This is a genomic window from Fibrobacter sp. UWT2 (assembly GCF_900142545.1).
Lineage (GTDB): Bacteria > Fibrobacterota > Fibrobacteria > Fibrobacterales > Fibrobacteraceae > Fibrobacter.
The window spans coordinates 55840-80379 of record NZ_FRBF01000015.1 but is presented as its reverse complement, the minus strand read 5'-3'; the positions used below and the strand labels follow the sequence as shown (position 1 = coordinate 80379).

Sequence of the window (24540 nt, the reverse complement as noted above, 5' to 3'; positions counted from 1 at the left end):
ATTTCAATATTAATCAAAGGATTTTTTCTCATGACCGCCAGAAGGCTTTTACGGAACCACCGGCCTAGCCGGTGGTTTTCGATTATACAAATAAAAACCCGCGATTTGAATCGCGGGCTTTTTAATACATCAAAAAAGCGGAATTAGTCGCCAGTCCTGTAGTTCGGAGCTTCCTTCGTGATGGTCACATCGTGCGGATGAGATTCACGGAGGCCTGCGCCCGTGATGCGGACAAACGTTGCCTTCTTGTAGAGTTCTTCGAGGTTAGCAGCACCGGCATAACCCATAGCAGAGTGGATACCGCCAATCAGCTGGTAAACGGTGTCACGGAGCGGTCCCTTGTAAGGAACGCGGCCTTCAATGCCTTCCGGAACGAACTTGCGCGGTTCCTGAACGCCACCCTGGAAGTAACGGTCAGCAGAACCAGCCTTCATGGCACCGAGAGAACCCATGCCGCGATAGCTCTTGTAGCTACGGCCATCAGCGAGAATCACTTCGCCCGGAGCTTCTTCGGTACCGGCAAACAGGGAGCCCACCATCACGGCGTGACCGCCAGCGGCGAGAGCCTTAACGATGTCGCCAGAGAACTTAAGGCCACCGTCAGCGATAATCTTCACGCCGACCTTGCGAGCCATCTTGCCGCATTCCACGACAGCGGAGAACTGCGGGTAACCCACACCGGCCACGATACGTGTGGTGCAAATAGAACCCGGACCGATACCCACCTTGACGATGTTGGCACCGCACTTGGCGAGTTCTTCGACAGCTTCCGGCGTGCAAACGTTACCGGCGCAAATCGTGAGCTTCGGATACTTTTTGCGAACGGTCTTCACCATGTTACGCACACCGATGTGGTGGCCGTGAGCCGTATCGATAATCAACAGGTCAACGCCAGCGTCCACGAGGGCAGCCACGCGTTCAAGAGTATTTGCAGAAGTGCTGACAGCGGCACCCACGAGCAACTGGCCATTCTTGTCAAGGCTAGCGTTCGGGTTGTTTTCGCGTTTCAAGATGTCAGTCATCGTGATGAGGCCCTTCAAGGCACCGGAAGCGTCCACCAGCGGGAGCTTTTCGATACGCTTTTCGGCGAGGATTTCCTTTGCCTTGGCAAGGCTCACCTTCGGGCTTGCCGTCACCGGATTCTTGGTCATCACGGCACGAATCTTCACGTTCATGTCGCTCACGGTGCGGAGGTCGCGGCTCGTGAGCATACCCACAAGCTTACCCTTGGAAAGAATCGGGAAACCGCTCACCTTGTTGCGGGCGCGGAGTTCAAAAGCGGCAGACACCGGTTCATCGGCATCGAGCGTTACCGGGTTGGTCACAATACCGGACTGCCAACGCTTGACCTTGCGGACTTCTTCGGCCTGGTCTTCGATAGACATGTTCTTGTGGATAATGCCGAGACCACCCTGCAAAGCCAAAGAAATGGCAAGCGGGGCCGTCGTCACAGTATCCATAGCGGCACTGATAATAGGAATGTTAAGCTTGATATTGGGGGCGAGCTGGGTGCTCACGTCGGTCTGAGCCGGAAGAACAGAAGATTCAGCGGGAACGAGTAAGACGTCATCAAACGTCAAAGCTTCTGGCAAAAGTTTCATATAGTACCTCTTTTGCGCATAGAATATAGTAATTTTCACGCGCAAATCCTAGCTCTATACCGCTAGAAATATTGTAAAAAGTCGGTTTTTATTTGCCGTTGTAGCGTTCCATGCACTTTTCGATGCCGAGCTTGAAGTAGCATTCTACAAGGGCTGGGACTTTAGCAATGGCCTCTTCGAATATGGGGCGATCTTCGGGCGAAAACTTCGCCAACACCCAGTTGCTGAGGTCGAATTTCGGAGGGCACTTGCCTACACCAAAACGGATACGCGGGAACTTGTCGCCCACATGTTCTATGATATTGCGGAGCCCATTCTGCCCACCGTGACTGCCGTCCTTGCGGCAACGGATACGGCCTACATCCAAATTAATGTCATCGCTGAAAACAAGCAGGTGGTCCACTTTCACCTTGTACCAAGTCATCAGAGCCTGCACCGCTTCGCCAGACAAATTCATATAAGTCTGCGGCTTTGCCAAGAGGCATTCCTCACCCGCAATGTTCACCTTCATGGTGAGCGCCTTGTGTTCGCTTTTCCAGTCCTTGTTCGGGTCGGCCAGCTTTTCGACGGCCATGAAGCCCGCATTGTGGTGAGTGTTAGAGTACTGAGTACCAGGATTTCCGAGACCGACGATGATGTACATAACAGGTATGAGGTCGCGCCAAAGGCGCTTTGAGGTGTGAGGTAAACGGTAATATAGTAAATAGCTCATGCTTCGAGCCTAAAAAAATGACCTGCCTGCCACAAGGCAGACAGGTCCAATTTCGATTGCTTGATGCAATTACTTAGCTTCGGCAGCCGGAGCAGCGGCAGCATCAACAGCGTCGTCAGCCTTCTTACCGCTCTTGGCAGTAATGGTGAAGATAACGGTGCGCGGCTTGCAAGCGAGTTCGATACCGTCTTCGAGCTTCAGGTCCTTGGCGTAGAACGTCGTCGGAGCCGGGAAGTCGGAGATGTCCATTTCGAGCACGGCCGGAATCTTGGTCGGCACGGCGGCGAGCTGGATGTAGCGGTTCTGCTGAGCAAAAGTACCACCCTGAGTCTTAACACCAACCGGAAGGCCGTTCAGCTTAACGGGAACGCGAACCTTGACCTTGGTAGCATCGTCGATCTTGAGGAAGTCGATGTGTTCGATTTCCTGGGAGATCGGGTTCTTCTGGTAGTTGTAAATTACGGCAGCGTTGCCGGCCTTGCCATCAATTTCCAAGTCGAGAAGCGTGTAACGCTTACCCGGGGCGAGGACCTTGCGAACATCGATTGCGCTAACGCTGATATTCACGGACTCCTGACCCTTACCATAATAGACAGCCGGGATCTGGCCAGCCTTACGAAGGCGGGCGTTGTCGCGGCTCTTGCCTAGCACTCTCGAGGTTGCTGCGAGCTTTGTGAGTTCCATAATTTTACTCCAATTAGTAAATGGTTAAAAAAATTCATTGGGGTAGCTGGATTCGAACCAACGAATAACGGAATCAAAATCCGTTGTCTTACCACTTGACGATACCCCAATGGTGGCGCAAATATAGCAAATTTGCGCAAATTTCAAAGGGCTTTAGCTAAAAACCCTCGAAAAAGCGGGTCACCACCTGGTACCTGGAGATCGGTTTCAGCTCCTCGGCGGCCGCTTTTGCCTGCTTGCGGGTTGCAAAAACTCCAAAAACCGACGCCCCCGACCCCGACATCAGGACGGAGGTTGCTCCCAGGCGCTTAAACTCGTTCTTCATTTCTTCAACGAGGGGGTGCTTGGGGAATACCGATTCCTCGAAGCCGTTAAAACCGTTGGCCAGGGCATATTCAATGGCGGACTTGCCAGCCGACTTGCACTTGGCCTTGAAGGTTTCCCAGCGGTCCGAACCGGACTTGGGCACGCCCGCGTAGGCATCCTTGGTCGGTACGGAATCAAGTGGAGTGGCCACCAGCAGGTACTGTTCGTCGTTCAACTGTAGCGGTTTCACAAAAGTGAGCTTTTCACCAATCCCTTCGGCCATGGCGGTACCGCCACGCACCAGGAAGGGGACATCGGCACCAAGCTTTGCTCCAATTTCTTCGAGCTTTTCAAATTTGAATTTGAGCTTCCACAGCTGGTTCAGCAAGCGGAGCGTTGCTGCAGCGTCTGCAGAGCCTCCACCGAGGCCTGCCCCCAAGGGCATTACCTTGTTCAAATAAATGTCTGCACCGAGGGTCGTTCCCGATTCCTGCTGCAAGAGCTTGGCGGCCTTGTAAACCAAGTCCGTTTCCAGCGGATAATTCTGCGGTTCGTTGTAGCAAAGCGTAATTCGACCATCCTGGCGCGGTTCGGCGCTTACAGTGTCACCTGCGTCGATGGTCTGGAAGAGGGTGCCCAAATCATGGTAGCCATCTTCACGTTTACGAATAACATCCAAAAACAAATTAATCTTGGCAGGAGCGTATTCTTTCATGCCGTTAAACTTAGCAAAAATATTCCAATTTGGAATACCTAGGAAAAACTTTTCATTACCGTAAAAAAAAAACAATATATATTAAGGGATGATAGTTTCTAACTATTAAATAAGCCCAAAGCTTGTAAAACCAAAAGAAGAGGAAAATATGAAGAAAATCTTTTTCACCATTTTCTTTTGTCTTGCCACATTGGCGGCGGAAGCCCAAGTCGACAAAATTCTAGGACCATGGACCGCCATCGACCCCGATACCGACAAGCCTTACGCCACCGTACTCATCTATAAAAGCAGCAACGGGCTGTATTACGGCAAACTCACCGAAATTCTGGATTCCGACGACCCAGCCGACCAAAAGCTCATCGGCACCATCATCATCAAGGACATGAAGGAAGATGACGGTATGCTGAAGGGCGGCTCCATTTACGACCCCGAAGAAAACAAGACCTACCACGGCAAGATTTCACTCACCAAGGACGGTCGCCTAGAAATGCGAGGCTCGCTTGACCGCTGGGGACTTTTGGGTGCCACGGAATATTGGAAACGCAGTAAAAAGTAAAAAAAGATGGAATAAGGAGAAAATATGAAGAATCTGTTTTTAAAAGTACTCGGCACCAGCTTATTGTATGCAGCAACTACCTTTGCCCAGTCGGCAACCGAAATCGCCAAGAAAGTCCACGACTTACCTTCCGGAAAAACATCGTCCGCAACCATTTCGGTTACCCTGATCGACAAAAACGGAAAGACCCGCAACCGAGAAATCGCCTCTTACACCATGAAGGACGGCTCCACCGACAAGACGGTCCTTGTATTCAAGACACCCAGAGACGTGGCGGGAATCAGCTACCTCACCTACGACTACCCCGACAAGGCCGACGGTTCCACTGTCGATAGCGACAGCTGGATTTACCTGCCGGCCATGAAAAAGGTGCGCCGAGTTTCAGGTTCCAGCAAGGACGACGACTTCCAGGGAACGGACTTTACTTACGACGACCTGGGCACCCGCAGCCTTTCCAAGGACAACTTCGCCATTCTCGGCGAAGAAAAGGTAAACGGTGTTGACTGTTGGATTCTCGAATCCAAAGCAAAAGACGCAAAGGCGAAGGTCAGCCGCCGTATCACCTGGGTCGATAAAAAGACCTACGTAGTCCGCAAGGGCGAATACTACGACAAGCAAAATCGGCTACAAAAGACGCTCACCTGCGAAAACATTCAGCAGGTCAAGGGTTACTGGACCACGTTGAAAATGACCATGACCAACGTGCAGACCAACCATAAGACCGTCTACGAAATCAACAACCTGAAATACGACGAAAAGGTAAACGAAAGTTACTTTACGGTGAGCGCCTTGGAACGCGAACTGGTCAAGTAGATTCATCAGGTAAGTTGAATATGAACGTCGAAAAGCTCAGTCAATTTTTCGGCAAGATTGGACGCGCCCAGCTACGCCATCGCTGGAAAGTTCTTATTGCCCTAATCATCGTTACCGTCATCTGCAGTTCCGGCTTAAGTCAGTTTGCGCTCGACATTGGCGAAGACGGCTGGTTCGGCGATTCCGATGACATAACGCTAAACACAAAGAAATACGAAGAAATTTTCGGAAACCTGAACGGTGTTGGCGTTTTGCTCGTAAAGCAAGGGGACGGAGATGTCTTTAGCGAAGACATGCTGAAGGTCATCGACAAAATCGGAACCCGGATGAAGGACGAAATTCCTTTTGCAGACCGGCTTACCTCGATTATCGATGTCGACATTCCTGTTGGCAATGAAGAAGGTTTCGAAATCAAGAAACCTTACGAGAACGGCATTCCCTCGGATTCTGCGGAGCTGGCTCACGCACGCGCACTCGTGATGCGCGGAAGCGAGAAGACGAATGCACTCGTAAACGCCCTCGTGAGTGATGACGGCCGAGAAACTTGGATTTCCCTATCGCTACACCCGTTCAAAGGAAAGGAACTCGACGAAAAATTCAACGGCGTGCCAGATGAAGTCTCGGTTGCCATCGGATACAAGCTGATGGAAATCATCGAAAGTGACGAATTCCAAAATAAGGGTTTCAAGCTTTACGGTGGTGGCATGCCGTTTGACAATGCCAACGAAGACCGCTACGAAGTCCCCGAATACGGCATCAGGGTTCTCTGTAGCATCGGCGTGATGCTTTTGTTTTTGGCCTTGTGCCTGCGCAACGTTTTTGGCGTCGTTGTGCCTGCCGTTGCAACCCTCAGCGCCATTGCATCGGTCTTTGGCGCAATGTCTTATTTTGGAGCAAAAGCCGATTCTGCCCTCGTGACACTGCCGGTCGTTCTCGGCATGGCCCTTGCGGTGGGTTATTCGGTGCATTATATCAAGATGTTCAAGCTGTTCTTTAGACGCACTGGCAAGCGCAAAGAATCGGCAATCAAATGTGTCGAGGAATGCGGATGGCCGGTGCTGTTTACCGTTCTTACGACCATGGCATCTTTCGTGAGTTTCCTGTTTGTCGACATGAAACCCCTGGAATGGATGGGCAAAACATCGGCCCTGGTCGTACTTGCCATCTATCTCTATGTAACCACATTAATTCCGATTTTACTTTCTTTCGGCAAAGACCGCGCCCCCAAGGCGAATCTCGAAGAAGGCGCCACCAAGTTAGACACAAAATTCTCTAATTGGTCGAAATTCGTCTATAAAAAGAAGAGGGCCTTTATCGTTGTTACGGCACTGATTATCGTCGCATTTATCCCCGGGATGTTTAAAATGACAGCGCAACTGGACTACCTTACTATAACAGGCGACAAGATGTCGTACATCCGAGAAACAAAGGAAATGCTCAAGACAAAGCTCGGCAACCAGTACAGTTACGAAATTATGATTTCCTATGACGAAGAAGGTGCCTTCAAGAAACCGGAAAACATGAAGGCTCTGTTACAGCTAGAAGATTACCTGGGGACACTTTCGCTTACCAAGTGGTCGGGCGGCAAGGCTCGTGTGGAGTCAGCGACAAGCATCTTGAAAGAAATGAATCGCGCCCTGAACGAAGGAAAAGATTCTTTCTACACCGTTCCCGAAGACGAATATATGCTTGCTCAGCTGATGGAACTTTCATCTATCGAAATGCGTGAGGATTTCAGCGACGCGATGGACGAAGACTTCAAGACGACCGTTGTCAATGTGGACATGACACAATTCGCCACAGAAGAAGCGCTCGCCAATATGGAGTCGTTGAAGGCAAAACTTGCTGAACTGTTCCCGGGCGCTAAATGCACCCTTTTAGGCGACATGATCCGGTATTCCGAAATGAGCAACCGCATTATTTTTGGAGGTCTGAAATCCTTCGGATTTTCGCTTTTGATTATCGCCATCATGCTGATTTTCGCTTTCTCTAGCCTAAAGCTTGGGCTCATCGGCATGATTCCGAACGTAGCTCCGGTTATTTTGGTAGGCGGCGTCATGGGCTACTTCAACTTTGCGCTTGATTTCAGCACCATCACGGTAATGCCGCTAGTTTTAGGCATCGCCGTCGACGACACCATTCACCTTACGACGCACCTTAAAATGCGCTACGAACAAAGCGGCTCCAGCGTCAAGGCGATGGAAGCGACCTTCCGCGAAATTGGTTCGACCATGTTCCTGACGACAATTATCCTATGCTCCATGTTCAGCGTCTACCTGTTCAGCCCGATGCGTTTCTTGATGGTGCTAGGCATTCTGATCATCATCGGCCTTTCGAGCGCCCTGCTCGCCGACTACACCATTACGCCTGCACTCCTACATGTGGCCAAGCCCTTCGGCAAAGAAAAGGAGAATGTATGAAACGATTCACCGCACTCGGCCTAGCTCTTGCCGCAACCGTTTATAGCCAAGAAACAGTCTTCTTGGGTAGCCTCACCGCACAGGCGGGAGTTGGACTCCCGAACACGCACCACAACAAGGGTGATTTTCTACTCGGCCAGACGATCTTTGACGGCACAATCAAATCGTACCTGGACGAAGCAATGGTTTACGTAAACGGCCAGATTGTCCACGACGCCTTGGGAAGTCAATCGACAAACGGCTCTTCTGCATTCGTTGCTGACGACGGCACCTACGCCCTAAAGCTCCGCGAAGCCTACATCGACTGGAAAGGCGAAATGCTCGCCCTCCGAATCGGTCGCCAAATTGTATCGTGGGGAAAGGCTGACGACGCCCAGATTACCGATGTACTCAACCCGAGAGACGAATCAAGCTTTGTCGCAAGCGACTACAACGAGTCTAAACTCGGAATCGACGCCGTACGTCTTTCACTCTTGACCGAAAAGACTCAAATCGATGCGTACTGGATTCCGTTTTTCACGCCAAGTATTCTCCCACTCGCGAGTGGAAACCCGCTCAACAGTCAAGTTTTCCCAAGAAAATTTGATGGATCGAGAGTTGGTGTTCCAGAAAAGTACAACGACTTCGAACTTCCAGAAAAGAAACTTTCTAAGAGCGAACTAGCCTTGCGGGCAAGCGCCTACACGTCGTTCGCGGACCTGTCTCTATATGGATTTTACGGGTGGGATGACCTTCCGCTTATCAAGTATTCTCCCTACATAAACGAATTCTACGAGGAAAACGATTTAGACACCCTTCTTGTTTCCGGTGAATACAAGAGGATGTACATGGTCGGTGCCGACGCCGCAATTCCTTACGGAGACCTTGTATTCCGATTCGAAGGCGCTTTTTTCCCAAAACGGCATATCCAAACAACCGCTTATTACCAAATAGAAAAATTCGTTAACGAAAACAAGATTCCTACAAGCGAGCGAAAGAATCAAGCCGTAGGCCTCGCGGGCCTCGACTGGACACCGAGCGGGGGCTGGACCATTACCGCACAGTACGTGATGGATAAAATTTTCGATTACAACGACAACCTTGACAGAAGAGATTACGAGCATCAGGCGACATTAAGTATCGAAAAGTCCGTCTTGAATGAGACACTGACACTCATGGCATCGGGGGCACTAGACCTGCGGTATTTCTCCAGCGCAAGCGAACTTGAAATCGACTACAAGCTGACCGACGCCATCACGCTGAGTCTGATCGGGGACCTGTACTTTAGAGGGTATAAATACGGAATGTACGGCGGCTACCGCGATTATAGCAGCGTCACGTTTAAAGGGAAAATGAGTTTCTAAGAACGAGGAAAAAAAGGAGAATTAGTATGAATAAACTAGCATTACATATTGCGACACTATTTAGTTGCAATCTCCTTTTTGCAGAAGAAGCGGCCGATACTGCACAAGAAAAATCCCCCTGGGAAATTTCGTCTACGGTATCTGCCGCCTACTACCCCGAGGTAGAACACCACCGCGGTTCAAGCCATGTCACAGGAATCAGCGGTCCTTACGACGGAATCGAGGCCATTGCTGAATTCGACGCGGCATACACGCTCCCCTTCTTGCGTGGCGACGACGAATTCACCGCCGACAACCATGTGACATTTAGCGCGGGGTTGGAAGTTTCGCCCATTACGCTCGCACCTGTCGCATCGATTACCGTATCGCCCATTGCCTTTTTGGAGCTAGCCATCGGCGGCACGGCAGGAACCGGCTGGAACGCGTTCGATTTATTCCAAGGCATGGCAGCATACAATGCAGCAGAGCCTGAATACAAGGACATGACTCCCTTTGCGCACTGGTACCTGTACGGCTGGGTCAGCGGCTGCTTTATGTTCGATCTCGCCGCCCTCTGGGAAGGCGACTGGCACCATGTTGTCGCTACGGCAACCTACAAAGCCGGCTACCAGAAATTGACTGGCACCGACAGCGATGTTTGGCTTTGGCAAGCCTCCGACGGCTTGGCAAGTGGCTGGGTGTACGAGCAAGAATACTTTGTAGGCTACCAAATGCCTTTGAAACTTTCGATGATCGGCGTCGGTACCACGCTTTCGGGCCATTATAAGTCCAGCGATTTCGGCGACTATTCGTCTAGCTACAAGGGAGACTTTATGACCATCGACATTTGGCCCATGGCCGAAATCACTTTTAGCAAGAAAGACAAGCTTTTTGTGCTTTTTGATTTCCAGTCGCGCCGCAGTTTCCACGAAAAATACAAAGACGTAGAACACGAGCCGCTAATGACTTACAGCGGTAGAGAATGGATATTCTACACACTCGGCTTCCAGTGGAAGCACTTGTTTTAATTCTTTTCGCAATCTTTTTTACTAAAATATAATACGGAGCCTAGAATGGAACTTAGAACTACTTTGAATGATACTGAAATGACAATCGCTCTTTCTGGCGAGCTGAATACCCTCACCTCGCCCAAACTTGCAGCCGAAATTGCAGCGCACATCGAACGGATAAATTCGCTAATTATGGATTTTAAAGAATGCGATTATGTATCCTCGGCAGGAATCCGAGTCTTACTTTCAACATTCAAGACCTTAAAAAAGAAACAGGGAAACATGCAGCTCATCAATATCGGCGAAAACTTCAAGGAAGTCCTAGACGCAACTGGACTCGACGCCGTATTCGGTTTAATTTAAATGACTAACTACGAAATAGAAATGGAACTTGACAAGGCATCAAAAGCCCTGTCAAAAGAAACGCAGTCTGTAAATCTATCTTACTGGAATTCCGGTTCCGAATACAAGGCAAAACTCAAAGATATCCTCAAATACGAATCCGTACAGGATATTTTTGACTATCAATATTATCTTCCAGAATCCATCAAGAAAAGCATCGCAAACAAATTAGGCTTTTCTAGCGAAGATTTCTATGAATCCCAAGGTTTTGCCTTTTCGCAAAGCACCCATTCGATTGTAACAATCGCAGTATTCCTTTCACAAAGAAATTTAAAAACAGGAATCATTGCGCCTGCATACTTTACGGCACAGACCTGCCTAGACGATTTAAAAGTCGCCTACCACGTTTTTAACGAATTCATTCCCGACTTCAATCAAAATTTTGACATCAGTCCCCTTATAAATTCGGACTGCGAAGCATTCTGGTTCACCTCCCCCATCAATTCGACAAGCGTTTATTTCAATCAAAATGTCATAAACGGCATTCAAGAACTTCTAGATGCAGGAAAATGGGTTATATTGGACGAGGCCTTATGCGTAAACGGAAAGGAACTTTCAAGGACATTAGGAATACAAGAAAAACTAATGTACATCTATAGTCCGCACAAGGCTCTAGGAATTCAGGGGATTAAATTTTCTGTCATTGTCACACATAAAAAGTTCACTGACGAAATTGATAGGCTCAAAGATTGTTACGGAGGCTCCCTAAATTATCTAAGTCAACTGGGTGCACGTCATTTCATCTCCCAAAATTACGACGAATGCCTTCGTTTTTACAATCAATTTTGGAGCGACAATTACAAACGAGTTCATCAGATTCTAGCAAATTACCATTTCGCCCATGTGTCACCTGATATATCCGGTCATTATGCCATGATCTTTCTTGACGGGTGTATAGGATCCGAAAATTTTATTTTCGCCATAAAAAAACTAATCAAGGAAAAGGGATATTTAATTTTTCCGGGTGTCATGCACGGTTTTGACATAAGCAAACAGTTCTGTTTTAGAATCAACCTGCTCCTGAACAAGAGTGATTTGGAAAAAGGACTTATTTCAGTTCTTGACGACATGGGCAAATTCATCGAGAATGCATAATGGCTAAAGAAAAATTTTTCGCCGTACATGACAAACTTACCGAACACGCTCAAATGACGCCCGGTGCCATTGCCGTTATCTGCGCAGACAAGGAATTTTCGTACAAGGAACTTGACCAGGAATCAGATTATTTGGCTGCATCGCTTTTCGCCCTGATTCCAGAAATCAGACAAGGGGATTTCATCACTCTTGTATTGGACAGGTCTTTCTCTATTCATATCGCCATCATGGGCGTTTTAAAAACGGGTGCGGCCTTTATCCCGCTTACACTCGACACGCCTCCTGAAAGAATTGCATACAGCATCAACGATTCCAAATCGAAAGCCATCATTACAACCGAAAAAATCAAGGCGGAACTTCTAGAAACAAACAAATGCGCTTGCAAAATTTTCACGCTAGAAGAACTCCTTGCCAAAGCGAAAAAAGAACATTTAAAAAAACAAGTTGTTCATGTAAGCCCCGATGACATGGCAATGTGCATTTACACCTCAGGTTCTACAGGAAATCCCAAAGGGGTCACGCTTAACCACAGGGCCATTTACGAAGAATTCTTTCCAGAACAATGGATCGCCATTGCCCAATATCAAATTCATCGATTGGCCGACATATCCCCATTCACGTTCATCCTTTTTTATACAGGATTTTTTTATTGCATTTATGCAGGCGCCCTATTTTACCTTAACAAAGAAAATGAGCTTAAAGATTTAACAAAATTTTCAGAACAGATCAAGAAGTATCAACTGGATTCCGTAATTGGAATACCTTCATTCATAGAAATTCTACTTTCTGCGGCTGACAAAGAAAAATTTGAAAGCATTATTGGCCTTTACATGGGCGGAGAGCCGCTCTCTCCGGAGCACGCCACGAAAATCTTCAGCAAACTCCCTACCGTAAAAATCATCAATGGGTACGGTACGACAGAAACTTGCTCCATGGCTGTGTGCAAGGTATTGCAAAATACAACAAGTTCCTTCACAAATGGAATTCCATACCAGACAAAAGTCTTCATCGTAGATGAAGAGGGAAACGAACTTGGACCAAACCAGAAAGGCGAACTTTTAATACAAGGCAAGACTCTTTCTTGCGGATACTTGAATCGCCCCGATGATACGGCAAAAAGCTTTATAGAATACAGAGGCGAAAGGACATACAAATCTGGGGATCTTGCCTATAGGACTGATAGCGGAGAAATCGTAATCTGCGGTCGAACCGACGATATGGTAAAGTTAAACGGACAGCGAATTGAGCTCCAAGAAATAGAACAATCTATCTTAAAAATTGAAGCCATTAAACAAGCTACCGTTATTTTAAAGACAACCGAAAAAGAGAATTTCCTTGTCGCATTCATTGTTGCAGACTCAGACATATCTACAAAGGCTATCAAGGAAGAACTATCAAGGTTTCTTCCACCTTATATGATTCCTTCGGTTTTTGTAACGCTTGACAAGATGCCCTTAAATAAACACGGGAAAATTGACAAGAAAAGCCTTAAAACAATGGACATTTCGTTTAAGCATTTAAATGAAGATTCTTCAGAAATCAGCATCGAAAACATCTTATGTTCTGCGGTCAAAAAAGTTCTTGATCTAAAAAAAGACCCCACTAAAGAGGATAATTTCTTTGAGCTAGGCGGATCCTCTATATCAGCAGTCGAACTAATCATCGAAATTGAAAAGCATCATTTAACGCTGACGGTTTCAGATATCTACTACAGAAAGACAATCGATCGAATTGCAAAAAAAATACAATCAAACAAGAACACAGATGACAATGAAAAATATGAAGAACAATGCCGAAAAAAAACATTCAACATAAAGGCTGAGCAAGATTTTTTCCTATCTGAAGAAGAACAAAAATCCGGCAGTAATTACGTTTACAACTTTTCGTACGTTGTCACACTCGGAAATCAATACGATGAAAAAAAAATATGCGAAGCCGTTGACAAGACCCTTCAAAAGCATCCGATGATGATGTCTATTTTTTCGAAAGATGAAACGGGAAAATATTCCGTCTCATACCGCCCTGAATTGATAAAAAAAACAGAATTGTGGCACACCTCCGAAAAAGAATTCAACAAGTTTAAAGAAAAGCCGGAGCGCCCATTCAATTTATTCGGAGAACATCTGTATAGAACCAAAGTCATTGTAACAGAGAAAAACAAGTACCTCTTTATAGAAGTTCATCATTCCCTGGGAGACTATTATTCGTGTTTTATATTCTCCGTCCAGATATTCAACGAATATTACCAAGAAAAATCAGGAGAAGACTTTTATTACTCGTACTTACAAGACCTAGAAAACACCAAGAAGTCCACAAAATATGCTGAGGCAAAAAGATATTACGAATCCCTAAAGGGCGATTCCAAGTGGTGCTGCGTACTTGAATATGACCATACAAAATCTTTCGGAAAAAGTGCTTATTTGGATTACGATTTAGGAATCTCCCTAGATCAAATGAACCAAGCCGAAAAAAGACGTTCTACATCCAGGAATGAACTTTCTATTGCGGCGGCAATACTTGCCCTCTCCGAGATGGCGGGAAAAAAGAAAATCTGCTACACCTGGACTTACGACAACCGAAAAGAAGGCAAGTACCTCGAAACCATTGGCAGTTTCGAAGAAAATCTACCCATCTTTATCGATCTTGAAAAAACGGATTCTCCCTCAAAAGTTCTTTCCGAGATTTCAGAACAAATCCTAAAGGGCATTTTCTATTCGGAATGCCTAGGTGATATTTTCTACAATGACGAACTGGACACATACACCTTGGAAATCATCTATCAAAAACAAGTCCATGAAAACACCATGCTGAACCTGATTCCGCCGGAGGTTCAAATCGAAGAAGTGGGTTTGAACCGCAATGCGGCAATGCCTTTCGAAATAGAGGTACGCGAAAGCCCTTCGGGACTATCCCTGTTTATCGAGTATGCGGAAAATCTATACACTCCAAAACAGGCGTTACAATATGCAGAACTGTTAAAAAAGAATTTGACCCTTTTGATGAGCACCTAGTCAAAATACCATTTTTCCACCTATTATTATATTTAAATGAATGAGCAAGACTTTTCTGTCTAAAAAATTTCTTTCGCTACTGGTTTCGGGAACAGTCTACATGATTGTCGTTCCAATCCTGTTGCTGTCGGATTCCGTGATTGCAGGCCTTGTCTTAGGAGAAACGAGCGTCGCCGGCATCAGCCTCGTAACCCCCGCATATTCTCTAGCCGCTTTTTTTGGCGGAATCCTTTCGATTGGCGTTCCCATCTTGTACAACCGCGCCATGGGAGAATTCGATCAAGCGAAAGCAACCCAGTATTTCAGGGTCGGATTGACCGCTGCTGTTAGCATAGGCGTACTCTTGTTCTTAGCCTTTACGCTGTTGGGCGATACCTATCTCCATTTTTTCAAAGCGACCCCCGCTGTTTTTGAACAGGCCAAGCAGTATTTCTTTTGGTACAAGCTAACCATTCTGATTTTGCCTTTATTCCTACTGATGTGCGAAGCCGTATTTTCAGATGGAGACGACACGATTAGCACAATCGCAGGCATCTTACAGCTAGTTGTCAACATCGCCCTCTCCATCGTCCTAGCAAAATCCATGGGCATCGAAGGAATCGCCCTGGGTTCGTTTATCGGTACCGCACTTGCACTTTTAGTGACTAGTCTCCACTTATTCAAAAAAGGAAACTCGCTAAAAATCGGATTTCACTTTTCAATTGCAAAAATTTTTCACATAGCGAAATACAGTACGATCGATGCGAGCACCTATCTATTTTTCGCCTGCTTTGCCGTGATTGTCGAAAAATACATCACATCCGCATTCGGTTCTGAAATGCTGATTATCGCCTCCGTTATTTTCTTTGCAAAAGAGTTTCAGATTATTTTTGACGGCATCGGCGAAGCCATTACACCCCTCATCAACATCTATCTAGGCGAAGAATCCTACCGCGGCATTAAAAATTGCTACAGGCTCGCGCAGAAAGCGGCTGTTGTCGAAGGGGTTTTAATGACCGTCATCATCGCGGCAGCGGCTCCACTCATCGTAAAAATTTATGGCATCGAGAATCCAGAAATCGCCGAGGAGGCCATCAACGGGGCACGCATTATTGCACTTGGGCTCACCGGAACCAGTCTTCTCTACTTGCTCTCTTCGTATTATCTGCTCATCAACAAGATTTTTCTTGGGGCACTTCTCTGCGGATTACGCGACGTGATTGTCGCCGCCCCCTTCCTATTCATTCTCGGCGAAAAATTTGGAATTTACGGTTTCTTTATCGGGATAGCCCTTTCGAGTATTTTCGCCTACATCGTCTCGGCTCTATTCATCCGCACCAAATACGGCAAAGAAAACTACCCGTTGCTACTTGCAGATAAAGAAAAACGACTGAACTACCGCTTCTACGAACTTAAGCTGGAGCCGAAATTGATTATTGATGTTCAAAAGCAGATAGAGCGATACCTTCAGGAAAATGGCATCAACAAAAAAATCATAGCCAAAGTCAAATTGCTCATTGAAGAACTTTTTATGCTTGTTTTTGAGAAAAACGGGAACGCGGCAACCTATGCGGAATGTTCCGTCTTTATTCGAGAAGATGGAATCCAGATTATCACCAAGGACGATGGCATTTTATTTGACTTATCAAATGACGATGTAATCGCGGGTTCCATAACCGAGTTCATGGTTTCGGGCTACATGGAAAAAATGAAAAATAACAAGATGTACCTCACGACCATGAGTTACAACCGTAACACATTCAAGGTAAAATTCGAGGCATAAATATGACCTATGAACAAATTGCAGATACCCTGTTTGTAGAAATATCCGTTTTCACGACCTTGCTAACCGCATTCATGTTGTACAACAACATCGTACTGTACAAGATGAGTTTCAAGGACAAGCTTTCCATTATGCTTGTGTCGGCAACGGTCTTGTCTGCTTTTGACGGAATCTGGCATTTTGTAGATGGGAATCTTACATACAAGATCCTTAATTATGCCTGTGCCTATATTTTTGCAATTGCAATGATGCTTGGAACATCGATGTTTACGCGATTCTCGTTGAATCAATTTGGACTCAAGATGAGTTCAAAAAAATTGCACTACGCGCTATTTATCGCACCCACCGTTCTTACCGTTATTTTATGCCTAACGACACCTTGGACCAGCCTAGTATATTCCATCAACGAACATGGAGAAATTCAATATGGCATAATCTTTGATTATTGCTTGGTACCGATTGCTTTCATGTACGCAAGTTCACCATTGTTACAGTCCATCTATTACTTAATCCGACGCCGAAAATCAAATGCGGAAAAGAAATTCTACGCTCAATGTATTTTGGTAACCTCCTTATTGATTGCAGGAATTGAGTTTATTCAGCTATTCATCTTGGAACTTGATGAAAATTATCTAGAAACCAGTCTTTCATCCGCCATCGCGCTCACCTTCTTTACAACAAACGTGAACACGAATAGATTCGTCAAGAATCGCGAGAAAATAGTGGCCGTCGAAACCGACCTGAACCTCGCCGCAAACATTCAAACAGGTTCTCTTCCTTCCGCAGAGGGCGCTCTTGTCAACCACCCCGACATAATCATCTACGCAACCATGGATACTGCCAAGGAGGTCGGCGGAGATTTTTACGATTTCTTTGAAATCGACGGCACGCATATCGCATTTGTCATCGCCGATATTTCGGGCAAAGGTGTTCCCGCGGCCCTCTTCTCGATGACCGTGAAGACTATGATCAAAGACCATGCTTCGATGAAACTGTCCACGGCTCAGATCTCTACCGATGTCAACCGAATCCTGTGTGAATGCAACCCCGAAGAAATGTTTGCCACAGCATGGATTGGCATTCTAGACACCACGACACGCATCATGAAATTCACAAATGCAGGCCACAACGCCCCCTGTTTTGCAAGAAAGGGCGAAAATTTTGAATTTTTGAAGAACAAGCATGGGTTATTCCTTGCAGGCATGGACGATACACAGTACAAGGAATCCGAGATTCAATTACAGGATGGCGACAGCCTTTTAATCTATACCGACGGATTAACCGAAGCGCACAACGGCTCAGGGGAACTTTATGGCGAAGAGAGACTGCTGAAAAAACTCAATTCGGCCGATGTTCGTGGCGGCAAAGCATTCTTGACTCAGATCAAGGAAGACCTGCAAGCTTTTGTGGGAAATGCCGAACAATTCGACGACATTACCATGTTGTCCATTTCTCTCAGGTAGACAAAGCCGCAAATTTACCCGAATTTTCCGGAGCGTTGCATGCTCTGGATTTCTTCGATTCCAAGCAGCATGGCGCGGGGTTTGGAGTTGCCCTTGGCAGGGCCACACACCCCGAGGCTGTAAAGTTGGTCCACAATTTTACCGGCTCGGCTGAAGCCCACGCTAAAGTGGCGCTGCACCGCCGAGGTCGAAAGCCCGCGGCATTCGACCGCCCAAACGGCCACATCGTAAAGTAGCTTGTCGAGCTTGCCCAAGTCCTTGCCTCCGCCCTCGCCGTCTTCGTCGCCTTCGCCGTCGCTGACGTCGAACGATTCCACCTGCGGGTAGAACACGTTCTGGTCGGAGCAGGCATCGGCAAGCTTTTCTGCTTCTTCATCGCTGAGGAAGGCGCCATGGACACGCACCGGTTCAGGATCGTTCACGGCCTTGTAAAGCATGTCGCCGCGACCCAGAAGCTTTTCGGCGCCGGCATGGTCCATGACCGTGCGGGCGTCAATCTGAGATGCCACCTTGAAGCTGATTCGCGTCGGCAAGTTCGCCTTGATGATACCGGTGATGACCTTCACAGAGGGGCGCTGCGTTGCAAGCACCAGATGAATGCCCACGGCACGAGCCTTTGCGGCAAGGCGCGCCACGTTCTTTTCAATTTCCTTGCCAGCGACCATCATGAGGTCCGCCATTTCATCAATAATTACCACGATGAACGCCATACGGTGACTACGGTCTTCTTCAGGCACTTCGTCGGGCAACTCGCCCGCTTCGAACTTGGCATTAAAGCCACCAATATTACGTACCTTTGCAGCCGCCAAGACTTCAGTACGGCGGTCCATTTCATAGCACAGCCACTGCAACGCCTGAATCGCGATTTCGGGCTTGGTAATCACCGGAGCCAGCAAGTGCGGGATGTTTTCGTACATCTTCAGTTCCACCGCCTTCGGGTCCACCAAAATCATGCGGAGTTCGTCAGGAGTCTTACTGAAAAGCATCGAAGCCATGAGTGCGTTAATGCAGACCGACTTACCGGAACCCGTCTGACCGGCAATCAGCAAGTGCGGGGCCTTGGCCAAGTCCATCGTGAACGCTTCGCCGGTAATGTCTTTACCGAGCGCCACCAGAATCTTTTCGGGAGACGGCTTGAACTTTTCACTCTGGAACACATCGAGGCTGTACACCGTCTGGAACTTGCGATTCGGAATTTCGATACCGACGGCAGCCTTGCCCGGAATCGGGGCCAAAATACGCACCGACGAGACTCGAAGCGGAAGCGCCAAGTCTTCTTGCAAAGCGGAGAATCGGCTCACCTTCATGCCCGGGCCCGGTTCCACTTCAAAGCGAGTAATCATCGGGCCCGTTTCACAACCGATCACGCGGCCCTTTACCTTGAAGTTTTCAAGCTTTTCTTCAAGCATCTTGCCGATAGCGTTCAATTCATCTTCGCTGTAATCGGCAGTCTGCGGCTCATGTTCTTCCAGGATGTCGCTAATGGCCGGCACCTTATATTCATCATAGACGGTCGTCGGATCACGCTGCGGGATAGGAGCGGCCTTCATACCCGAAGTGGAGTTGCCACTCGGCACATCCCCAATCGAGGCTCCCAGCGTCGCGTCCGGAATTTCAGGGACCTCGCCCACATCATCGGCGCCGTAAACTTCGGGCACAAAAGTATCGTCATCAGAGGCAGGCACATCTATTGTTTGAGCACCATCGCCGCCGAGCAAGTCTTCGGCATTAAAGGGAGCCGCATTACCAACCGTCGGCTCGCCCGCCATCACCGTACGTTCGTCAGGATTTTGTGCGGGAACCTGCGTCATCGACCTTTGCGTAGCGCCCTTCGCGGCAGGCATCGTTCCTGTCGGCATCGGAGCGGCTACCGTACGTGTCGCCATAGAGCCCGTCACGCCCCCTTCACGACGCACATCGCCCTTCACCTGCATACGACCGCGGTGATCCTTTTCCCAGGCAATCAGGTCGCGGGCGCGCTTGAGGGCAGCAATCTTTTCCTTGACTTCCACGATTTCAAGGGCGTTCATCTTGCTGCCGTTCTGGCGCAAGTAATCTTCAAGTCTGCGGATTTCGGGATCTTCGTCCAAGTTATAGCCGCCAACCACATTGCTCGTGGAATCCGGCTGCGGAGCCATTTCCTTTGCACGACGCGGCGTTACCGTCTGCAGGACTTCATCCGGAAGGTTCGGCACTTCGTCCGTAGTTCCGTTCAAGCTGAATTCGTCATCCATCCAGTTGCTGCGACCGTTGAAAGGCGTCACCTTGCCCTTGCGACGAATCTTGAAACCATCGGGTTTGATATTCACCGTATTGTCGTCCATGTAGACGCCACGAGGTAACCCTGCACCCGGCAAGTCCATATTGGTCTGCACCTGGGGCATACGGCGGGCATCCACCGGTTCATAACCGCCGTCCACCAAGTCCTTCTTATGGAACACCGACTTGAGCCAATTCGTCGTCTGCACCACGAACTTGAAGTGTCTCGGGCGAAGTCCAAAGGCGATCACCAGAATCAAGCCAATCACCGCAAGCGAAATGCAGACAGGCAACAAGAGAGCCTTTCCAAAAAGCGGAGTCACCACAAACTGATTAAAGAACTGACCGAGGGCGCCACCGCCCTGAATCAGGGCATCCTTGGAAACCTTCGCCACGCCGTAATTCCGGAGCGAGAAGAGGAAGGAAAACACCACCGACAAAAGGGAAAGACCGACCGCATAACGGACAAAACGGCCTCGCCTCGAAACAGACACCAAGGCGGCCCCCCACAGAACCAATGCCGAAGAAACAATCAGCGAGGCGACTCGACCAAAAACGAATGCCAACGCATCAGGGAACATTTTCCCCAAATAAGGGCCCAAGAAGTTTTCCTTTACGCCGCTATAAGCCGAACAAACGCAGCCAAGCATCAATATAAGGCCAAAGCCCACCAGGGACCAACCCCCAAGAATGGAGCCAAAACCCTGTTCAGAAGGCGAAAAATCGTCTTTTTTAGAAGACTTTACCGATTTTCCCGCTTTTTTTGATGTCGATTTCTTTTGAGTAGCCAAAATGCCTCCGCAAGTACCTTCTAAATATAGCATTATATTATCTTTTTATTATGCAAATAAAGTTTTCGAAAAAGATCAAGAAAGTTTTATCAGGCTTTTCTATTTCGGCCCTTTTAGTCTTTTTTATTCTTGTTTTTGGAAGCACACAAAGCAGCTTTTTGCCAGAAACCATTGAGCAGTCTGCACTCGGCAAGACCCAGCGCAACGGCGCCGAAGCCCTTGAAAATATTTTTTACGATTTATTTTTCAAAACCTCAACCCATTCCGAAAAGGCCGAAGACGAAGAAGATTCACACCAGCGCGTTTCCATTAACGACAGCCTCGACCAAAACATTTTCATTGTCGACATTGACGAAGCTTCCCTGGCTAAACCCGGCAACTATAACGAATGGGACCGTTCCATCCATGCGAAAGTCATCCAGAACTTGAGCGAAGGTGGTGCGGCGGCAATCAGTTTCGATATTCTGTTCAAGAGCGCAGACTTCGGCAAGCAAAAAACAGACCAGGCCGCAAACGTTCTCCGAAAAATCGCGCCCGAAGCCGAAGTCGATTCCCTTTACCCTTCACTACTTGCCAACTACAACTTTGACTCCATGCTGGTGAGTGCCGTCAAGGAAAGCGGAAACACCATTGTCTGCTACATGTTCGACGAACGCAAGTCCTACAAGCACGCCTCTCAATGGATTCCCCTGAGTATGCAGGAACGTGCCGACGCCATCGGCTACTCCTCCACCCTGGACACCACCCAGGTAGACAAAATCGACGACGTAGAACCCAAAGACTTGCTGGACAACATCTTCCCGGAACTGGCCAACGCAGGCGTAAAGGCGGGCTCGGTGAACGCCTACCCCGACAACGATGGCGTGGTGCGCAAAGTATCCATGCTTTACCGTTTCCCCAACCCCAATCTAGACATCATCCCCTTCCTGGACACCACTCAAGCTGGCGACAAAGAAAAATACGATGCCGTCATGAACAGCGACGGCAACAACTATGTGTATTCCACCATGTCGCTCATGACCATTCTGCACCTTTTCCACAAAGATCCCAAAGACATTGTGGTCAAGATGGGCAAATATATCGACATCGGCAAGCCCTTCGGCATCTACCGCGACTCGGTCGGCATCTACCACACGACTTACCCCAACTTCAGCTACCACATGTTCATGCTTCTCCGCGAAACCTTGGCCGAAAAGAAAATCCACAACAAGGCTAGCGAAGAGGTTCTTGAAATATCACACAAGGTTTTTGCTCATAAAGACGAAAACGGAAAGATTTCTCTGGAACTTTCCAACGGCGGCACCAGCAGCATTCTTGACGAACAGGAATCCAAGTTGCTAATGAAGGTGACCCTTGAACAGCTAGACGCCCTTGAAGAAGAAGAGACTGTCAAGCTCACCAGAGACTACATCATCCGCAAAGACGAAGACGAAGAAGGCTTCTATCAGATTGTAAAGAACGCCTCCAACGACGAAGATGAAGAAGATGATGAAGACGAGGACGAAGATGAATCCATCGACTTCACCCGCAGCGCCGTCAAGACGTTGATTTTCTATAAGGACACCCTGAAGCGCATGCCTGCCGGCAAGAAGATGATTCTTTCGCTCGACATGCAACTGCATTACAACAAGGCGACCAAAAAGTGGAATTCGAACATGGCGATTCTTTCGGACGCCGTGATTCGCGACATCCAAGCCACCAAGGACGAGGCAATCGAAAACCTTAAGCCCGGCGAAGAAATCCGCTTCGGCAAAGTCAAGCGCATTCCTATCGATCAGACCGGCCGCTACCAAGTCAAGTACAAAGGCCGCTATAACGAAGTCAACAACAGACGATTCCAGCACTTGTCTTACTACGACGTGTACAAGGGACGTATCGACAATCTGTTCTATCAAGGCAAAATCTTCATTCTCGGTTCCGCTGCAGCAGCCCTATTCGACTTTGTGCCAGGCCCGCAAGAAGAAAACTACCCCGCCGTGTTGATTCACTCGACCATCATCAAGAACATTCTGGAAGACGATTACCTTGTCACCTTGAGCGAAAAGAAGCAGCAAGTCATCGTCATCCTTCTCGCGTTCCTGTGTCTTATTCTCGGTCTCTACTTCACGAGTTCAATTTCAGTGGTTCTTTCCCTGGTATTAATGGGCGTCTACACCTACATCGCCTACAAGTACTTCCAAGGCGGACTATACATCGGCGCCTCCAAGCAGTTGCTCGCCATGTTGTTAACCAGCATCACGGCGCTGGTCGTGCAGTTCCACTTCGAAAACAAAGAGAAGAACTTCATCAACAACGCGTTTAAGCAGTACATTTCTCCTGAACTGATTACCGCCATGGTGGATAACGAAATTATGCCGACCCTGGGTGGAGAAAAGTCGAACCTTACCGCCTACTTTACCGACATTGCAAGTTTCTCTACCTTCTCCGAAAAGATTGGCGACCCGAAAAAATTGGTGGACCTGTTAAACGAATATCTAACCGCCATGACAGACACCTTGATCGAAAACAAGGGAACCCTGGACAAATACGAAGGCGATGCCATTATCGCATTCTTCGGAGCGCCCATGCCCTTGCCCAACAATGCCCAATACGCCTGCGAAACGGCCGTGGGCATGCAAGAAAAGCTGATGAAGCTGAGACGCATTTGGGCAAGCGAACAAGAAATTCAAAACAACCAGAAAGTCCTCAAGTGGCCCAAGGTCGTCCACAACATGCACATGCGCATCGGTATCAACACCGGCGACATCGTGACGGGTAACATGGGTTCTTCGATGCGTAAGAACTACACCATGATGGGCGACGCCGTGAACCTGGCAGCCCGTCTTGAAAGTGCTGCAAAGCAGTACGGCGCCTATATCCAGATCAGCGAAGATACCCAAAGAAATCTGGAAACGGGCACCTTCATCTACCGCTCCCTGGATACGATTCGAGTGGTGGGTAAAAGTCAACCCATCAAGACCTTCGAACTCTTGGCCATCACCGGCTTGGGACTCACCAAGCTCAATGACGAAGCCCAAACCAGCCTGTTCAAGAAGGAAAACTTCAAGAACGAAGCGATTGAAGCCAAGAATAAATTCATTATCAAAAAGAGAAAGAAAGCCAGAAAGACAAGAGCGCAGCAAAAAGAAGACGAACTGAACAGAATCGTAAACAAGAGACTCGATGAAGAAATCATGAGAATCAAGAACGAAACGCACATGAATGTCAAGGCGAACGTCAAGAAGATTCTCAGAGACGACATCACTCAAAAAGCAAAGAAAGAACTCAACAAGAAATACAAGCTTAATGCCCCGAGAGAAGTCTACACTTCTGGTGAAATCGCCTATTTCGCCCGAAAGCGCGATGCCCAGAACCAGAACCTGGTCAAGCTTGTGGAACTCTGGGAAAGAGCCCGCGCCTGCTACCTGAATATGCAATGGGACGACGCCATCGCCTTGTTCAAGCAATGTCTTGACCTTGAGCCGCATCACCCCGACCGCGATCCGGGCAGCAAGACAACACCTTCCCATGTGTACATTCAGCGCTGCGAAGCATACAAAATCACCCCGCCAGTTGCACAAGGCGAGGTGTGGGACGGCGTGTTCACCGCTACAGAGAAATAAAAAAAGCCCGCTTTCG

At 48.0% G+C, this 24540-nt stretch carries 16 protein-coding genes and 1 tRNA gene; 11 read left to right on the top strand and 6 right to left on the bottom strand.

The window, feature by feature from the left end:
- Positions 1-143 precede the first annotated feature (143 nt).
- The 5 genes from guaB to ispE form a co-directional block, all read right to left on the bottom strand.
- Entirely contained in the window at positions 144-1601 is a 1458-nt protein-coding gene (gene guaB / locus BUA40_RS10870; protein ID WP_072800790.1) for an IMP dehydrogenase, read from the bottom strand.
- Positions 1602-1689: 88 nt separating this feature from the next.
- On the bottom strand, positions 1690-2244 hold the full coding sequence (gene pth / locus BUA40_RS10865; RefSeq protein ID WP_072800788.1) for an aminoacyl-tRNA hydrolase: 555 nt from the start codon (positions 2242-2244) through the stop codon (positions 1690-1692).
- A 138-nt stretch (positions 2245-2382) separates the two neighbouring features.
- A complete protein-coding gene (locus BUA40_RS10860; RefSeq protein WP_072800786.1) occupies positions 2383-2997 on the bottom strand; it encodes a 50S ribosomal protein L25 in 615 nt (204 codons plus the stop codon).
- Between the two features lie 37 nt (positions 2998-3034).
- Positions 3035-3106: transfer RNA gene (locus BUA40_RS10855), tRNA-Gln, on the bottom strand.
- A gap of 48 nt (positions 3107-3154) precedes the next feature.
- The gene (gene ispE / locus BUA40_RS10850; protein WP_072800803.1) at positions 3155-4018 is read right to left on the bottom strand and encodes a 4-(cytidine 5'-diphospho)-2-C-methyl-D-erythritol kinase; all 864 of its coding nucleotides are present in this window, start codon (positions 4016-4018) and stop codon (positions 3155-3157) included.
- Positions 4019-4166: 148 nt separating this feature from the next.
- Between ispE and BUA40_RS10845 the strand changes: the two genes are divergently transcribed.
- The 10 genes from BUA40_RS10845 to BUA40_RS10800 are packed head-to-tail and all read left to right on the top strand — an operon-like array spanning position 4167 to position 17872.
- Positions 4167-4574, top strand: a complete 408-nt coding sequence (locus BUA40_RS10845) for a DUF2147 domain-containing protein (RefSeq protein WP_072800784.1) — start codon at positions 4167-4169, stop codon at positions 4572-4574.
- 24 nt (positions 4575-4598) lie between these two features.
- A complete protein-coding gene (locus BUA40_RS10840) occupies positions 4599-5387 on the top strand; it encodes an outer membrane lipoprotein-sorting protein (protein WP_072800782.1) in 789 nt (262 codons plus the stop codon).
- Positions 5388-5407: 20 nt separating this feature from the next.
- Positions 5408-7807, top strand: a complete 2400-nt coding sequence (locus BUA40_RS10835) for an efflux RND transporter permease subunit (protein WP_072800801.1) — start codon at positions 5408-5410, stop codon at positions 7805-7807.
- Positions 7804-9150: a DUF1302 family protein gene (locus BUA40_RS10830; RefSeq protein WP_072800779.1), complete on the top strand. Its 1347-nt coding sequence runs from the start codon at positions 7804-7806 to the stop codon at positions 9148-9150. Before BUA40_RS10835 ends, BUA40_RS10830 begins: the two co-directional genes overlap by 4 nt.
- Before the next feature lie 26 nt (positions 9151-9176).
- Positions 9177-10157, top strand: a complete 981-nt coding sequence (locus BUA40_RS10825; RefSeq protein ID WP_072800777.1) for a hypothetical protein — start codon at positions 9177-9179, stop codon at positions 10155-10157.
- 45 nt (positions 10158-10202) lie between these two features.
- On the top strand, positions 10203-10502 hold the full coding sequence (locus tag BUA40_RS10820; RefSeq protein ID WP_072800776.1) for an STAS domain-containing protein: 300 nt from the start codon (positions 10203-10205) through the stop codon (positions 10500-10502).
- Entirely contained in the window at positions 10503-11636 is a 1134-nt protein-coding gene (locus tag BUA40_RS10815; RefSeq protein ID WP_072800775.1) for a PLP-dependent aminotransferase family protein, read from the top strand. It abuts the gene before it with no gap.
- The gene (locus tag BUA40_RS10810; RefSeq protein ID WP_072800774.1) at positions 11636-14647 is read left to right on the top strand and encodes an amino acid adenylation domain-containing protein; all 3012 of its coding nucleotides are present in this window, start codon (positions 11636-11638) and stop codon (positions 14645-14647) included. Before BUA40_RS10815 ends, BUA40_RS10810 begins: the two co-directional genes overlap by 1 nt.
- A gap of 40 nt (positions 14648-14687) precedes the next feature.
- Positions 14688-16409 (top strand): MATE family efflux transporter, encoded by a 1722-nt coding sequence (locus tag BUA40_RS10805; protein ID WP_072800772.1) that lies wholly within the window; start codon positions 14688-14690, stop codon positions 16407-16409.
- A gap of 2 nt (positions 16410-16411) precedes the next feature.
- Positions 16412-17872, top strand: a complete 1461-nt coding sequence (locus tag BUA40_RS10800) for a PP2C family protein-serine/threonine phosphatase (RefSeq protein ID WP_072800771.1) — start codon at positions 16412-16414, stop codon at positions 17870-17872.
- Between the two features lie 14 nt (positions 17873-17886).
- Here BUA40_RS10800 and BUA40_RS10795 read toward each other — a convergent pair whose 3' ends face one another.
- Complete coding sequence (locus BUA40_RS10795) at positions 17887-20922, bottom strand: FtsK/SpoIIIE family DNA translocase (protein WP_072800799.1); 3036 nt, start codon at positions 20920-20922, stop codon at positions 17887-17889.
- A gap of 158 nt (positions 20923-21080) precedes the next feature.
- Here BUA40_RS10795 and BUA40_RS10790 point away from each other — a divergent pair, with 158 nt between their 5' ends.
- Positions 21081-24524 carry a CHASE2 domain-containing protein gene (locus BUA40_RS10790; RefSeq protein ID WP_178299620.1) on the top strand — a complete coding sequence of 1148 codons (3444 nt, stop codon included), beginning with the start codon at positions 21081-21083 and terminating at the stop codon, positions 24522-24524.
- Positions 24525-24540: the final 16 nt, after the last annotated feature.

Excerpts from the sequence above, each read along its gene's own strand:
- guaB (WP_072800790.1), bottom strand. The coding sequence starts at position 1,601 with ATGAAACTTTTGCCAGAAGCTTTGACGTTTGATGACGTCTTACTCGTT.
- pth (WP_072800788.1), bottom strand. The coding sequence starts at position 2,244 with ATGTACATCATCGTCGGTCTCGGAAATCCTGGTACTCAGTACTCTAAC.
- BUA40_RS10860 (WP_072800786.1), bottom strand. The coding sequence starts at position 2,997 with ATGGAACTCACAAAGCTCGCAGCAACCTCGAGAGTGCTAGGCAAGAGC.
- ispE (WP_072800803.1), bottom strand. The coding sequence starts at position 4,018 with ATGAAAGAATACGCTCCTGCCAAGATTAATTTGTTTTTGGATGTTATT.
- BUA40_RS10845 (WP_072800784.1), top strand. The coding sequence starts at position 4,167 with ATGAAGAAAATCTTTTTCACCATTTTCTTTTGTCTTGCCACATTGGCG.
- BUA40_RS10840 (WP_072800782.1), top strand. The coding sequence starts at position 4,599 with ATGAAGAATCTGTTTTTAAAAGTACTCGGCACCAGCTTATTGTATGCA.
- BUA40_RS10835 (WP_072800801.1), top strand. The coding sequence starts at position 5,408 with ATGAACGTCGAAAAGCTCAGTCAATTTTTCGGCAAGATTGGACGCGCC.
- BUA40_RS10830 (WP_072800779.1), top strand. The coding sequence starts at position 7,804 with ATGAAACGATTCACCGCACTCGGCCTAGCTCTTGCCGCAACCGTTTAT.
- BUA40_RS10825 (WP_072800777.1), top strand. The coding sequence starts at position 9,177 with ATGAATAAACTAGCATTACATATTGCGACACTATTTAGTTGCAATCTC.
- BUA40_RS10820 (WP_072800776.1), top strand. The coding sequence starts at position 10,203 with ATGGAACTTAGAACTACTTTGAATGATACTGAAATGACAATCGCTCTT.
- BUA40_RS10815 (WP_072800775.1), top strand. The coding sequence starts at position 10,503 with ATGACTAACTACGAAATAGAAATGGAACTTGACAAGGCATCAAAAGCC.
- BUA40_RS10810 (WP_072800774.1), top strand. The coding sequence starts at position 11,636 with ATGGCTAAAGAAAAATTTTTCGCCGTACATGACAAACTTACCGAACAC.
- BUA40_RS10805 (WP_072800772.1), top strand. The coding sequence starts at position 14,688 with ATGAGCAAGACTTTTCTGTCTAAAAAATTTCTTTCGCTACTGGTTTCG.
- BUA40_RS10800 (WP_072800771.1), top strand. The coding sequence starts at position 16,412 with ATGACCTATGAACAAATTGCAGATACCCTGTTTGTAGAAATATCCGTT.